This is a genomic window from Candidatus Zixiibacteriota bacterium (assembly GCA_021159005.1).
In the GTDB taxonomy this organism is placed as follows: domain Bacteria; phylum Zixibacteria; class MSB-5A5; order UBA10806; family 4484-95; genus JAGGSN01.
Map to the genome: position 1 here is coordinate 1 of JAGGSN010000127.1, position 3,136 is coordinate 3,136.

A 3,136-nucleotide genomic window follows, 5' to 3' on the forward strand; every position below is an offset into this window, starting at 1 on the left:
ATTATATACATCAGTGCGTAGGGGTGTTCGCCCTCAGACTGTTGACAAAGCCCACACCGATTGGAAAGTCGGGGTTTTCCAGCCCCAACTATTTCTATGAGGTTGAGATATTTTTCAATATTAACTTTTATCAACAACCTGACTCGCCGGACGAATGAGAAACCCGACCTGCTATGTTCTGGAAAAAGCCGGAGACATTCCGGATAAATTAATCTTGATTTATCAGCAATTATAGTTATTTTATTAACAGTGGCATCAAATAAAATATTTGATACGGAAAAAACCTAATGAAAAACGATCTTTCATCAAACTCTAAAAATACCGGGAAGCCTAAACTGCTGCATAAACAAAACGCTGAACCTGATAAATCACAACCAGAATTAATAGCGACCGAAGAAGATATACTCAAAAGCGGGTTTCGATTTTTTAGTGCTGTCAAGGAAGCGCCTTTAGTCGTATTTACTTTTAACAAAAACGGGATTATAATATCCTTAGCGGGCGGCAGTTTAAACAAACTCGGAATTAAATCCAAAAACTATATTGGCAAGTCAGTTTTTAGTATTTTTAAAAATATTATCGATAGAAAACATTTTGAGGATGTTCTTAACGGAAAATTATCAAAATCAATTATAAGAATAGATGATTTATCATTTGAAACCCACTATTCTCAATTGCTGAATGAAAAAGACGAGATTATAGGCATTGCCGGTGCAGCCATAGATATTTCAGAACGTAAAAGCACTGAAGACAAATTGAATAGTACATTAGAAAGCCTGAATGATTTTAAATATATTGTTGCAAAAAGCCCCGCAGTAGTTTTCCGTTGGCGGTTTACTGAAAAATGGCCTGATGAATGGCATTTAGAGTTTCTCTCGGATAATATATTTCAGTTTGGCTATAAGGCAAACGATGTTTTATCAGGACGCATTTCCTGGCAAGAAATCTCCCATCCCGATGATGCCGAAAGGTTGGAAAAAGAAATTGCTGATTATATCAAAAAGGGTATTACGGATTTTTCTCAGAAATATAGAATAATAACCAAATCAGGTGAAATACGCTGGATTGAAGATCAGACGACGGCGATTAAAGATTCTCACGGTAAAATCACTCATTTTCAAGGAATCCTTTTTGATGTTACCGAACGCAAGCAGGCGGAGGAAGAGTTACGCGAAACCTACAAAATTATTAGCAAAAGTCCAGCGGCGGTATTCCTTTGGAAAAACGAGCAGAATTGGCCAGTTGAATTCGTTACTAATAATGTTAAAAAGTTGTTTGGCTATACGGCTGAGGAATTTGTAGCCGGTCAGATATCTTATGATAGAGTTATTCATCCCGATGATTTGGATAGGGTGATGGATGAGGTAACCGGATATAGTAAGGATGAAGGAATAGAGGGGTTTACTCATAAGCCATACCGGATTATTACCAAAGATGGTGATACTAAATGGATTGACGACATAATGGAAGTCAGGAAAGGCAAGGATGGAAAAATAACGCACTATCAGGGTATCGTTATCGATATTACCGAACGCAAAGAGGCAGAGGAAGAGCTGCAAGAAAAAGAGGAAAGGATAAGAGCGCAATTTAAAGGTATTCCTATACCCACTTATTCTTGGAAAAGAGTAAATAACGACTTTGAGCTGGTTGATTATAACGATGCAGCTATGGAAATTACCCAGAACAAGATTAAAGATTTAATTGGAGTAAAAGCAAAAGACTTATACCATGATAAACCGGAAATTTTAAGAGATTTACGGCGATGTTTTAATAATAGAATAACTATCAATAAAGAGATATTGTATTATTACAAAACTACTGGCGAATCCAAATATCTATCGGTAAGATATGCTTATGTGCCTTCCGATTTAGTGATTGTCCATACTGAGGATATTACCGAGATAAAACAAATTGAGATGCGAAATGAAGTTAAACTGCAGTTTTTGGCAAATCTACGCAGCGCTGCAAATATTAATGAATGTCTCAGACTTGGCTGTATGGCAATATGTGAGGCAAAACTGTTTAAACAAGCAATAGTGATTATAAATAATAGCAAAAAAGAAATTACCAATCTTGAACAGATAGGTTCAGATGATAATTCTATACAATCCTCGAAAGATAATTTTGTTCACGATATGGAACTGCTAAAAGATGTAGAATCGAGAAAATATCGTATTAGTAATTCCTATTTCATTCCCGAAGAAGCAAACGCTTTTTCTGAAAAGGCTCAAGAATTTGTTGAGAAAATGCCCGAATCGGCAAACGATAATTCATTATGGAAGACCGGCGATAGGCATATTGTTCCGATTATTGGCATTGATAATCAATACGAGGGCTTGCTTTATGTGGATACACCTTTCAATAAAAAAAGACCGGCTTTAAATACAGTAGTTTACTTGGAAGAAATTATTGATATTGTCATGAAGAAAGTTCACGAACTTCAAATTCTCATAAAGCTTCAAAAAGAAAGGCAAATGCTTCAAGAAAAAAATATAGCCTTAAAAGAGATATTATCCCATATCGAAGAAGAGAAAGTGGAATTTAGAGCGCAAATTGCTAAGAATATCGATAAAACAATTATGCCTGCCTTTACGAAACTTATTAAAAATGACGGAACAGTGAACCATACTTGTTATAGCTTCATTATGAATTGCTTAGAAAAATTTGTATCCTCTGCAGGCGGTATGCTGTATTCTTATTCCAAATTATCGGGTAGAGAAAAAGAAGTTTGCACTATGATAATGGGCGGCGCCACATCTAAAGAAATCGCCAATGATTTGAATATTGCGCTGGCAACTGTCTGCAAATATCGGGAGAAAATAAGAAAAAAACTTGGCTTAACTAACAAGAAAATAAATTTAATAACCGCTTTAAAAATTTTATAAACCGCAATTTATCATCTATATGGGATTATTTATAGACTCCATCATGCGATACTGCAATGTGCAGGTTTTATCCCTGGTTTTGCAGTAGAATTGTAACCCGTATTATTAGGAATTATGTTGCACATTTAGCGTTAAAAACACACTCCTGACACCTCTCTCGAGAGGGGAATAATATAATGTTGGTGCACGAGGACGTACACCAAGCACTCTATATAATGTTGGTGCACGAGGATGTACACCAAGCACTCTAACCC

General features: G+C 35.9%; 1 protein-coding gene. It reads left to right on the forward strand.

All coding sequences use genetic code 11. The features are described 5' to 3' along the window. Nucleotides 1-287 precede the first annotated feature (287 nt). Nucleotides 288-2,882, forward strand: a complete 2,595-nt coding sequence (locus tag J7K40_08225; protein MCD6162383.1) for a PAS domain-containing protein — start codon at nucleotides 288-290, stop codon at nucleotides 2,880-2,882. Nucleotides 2,883-3,136 lie beyond the last annotated feature (254 nt).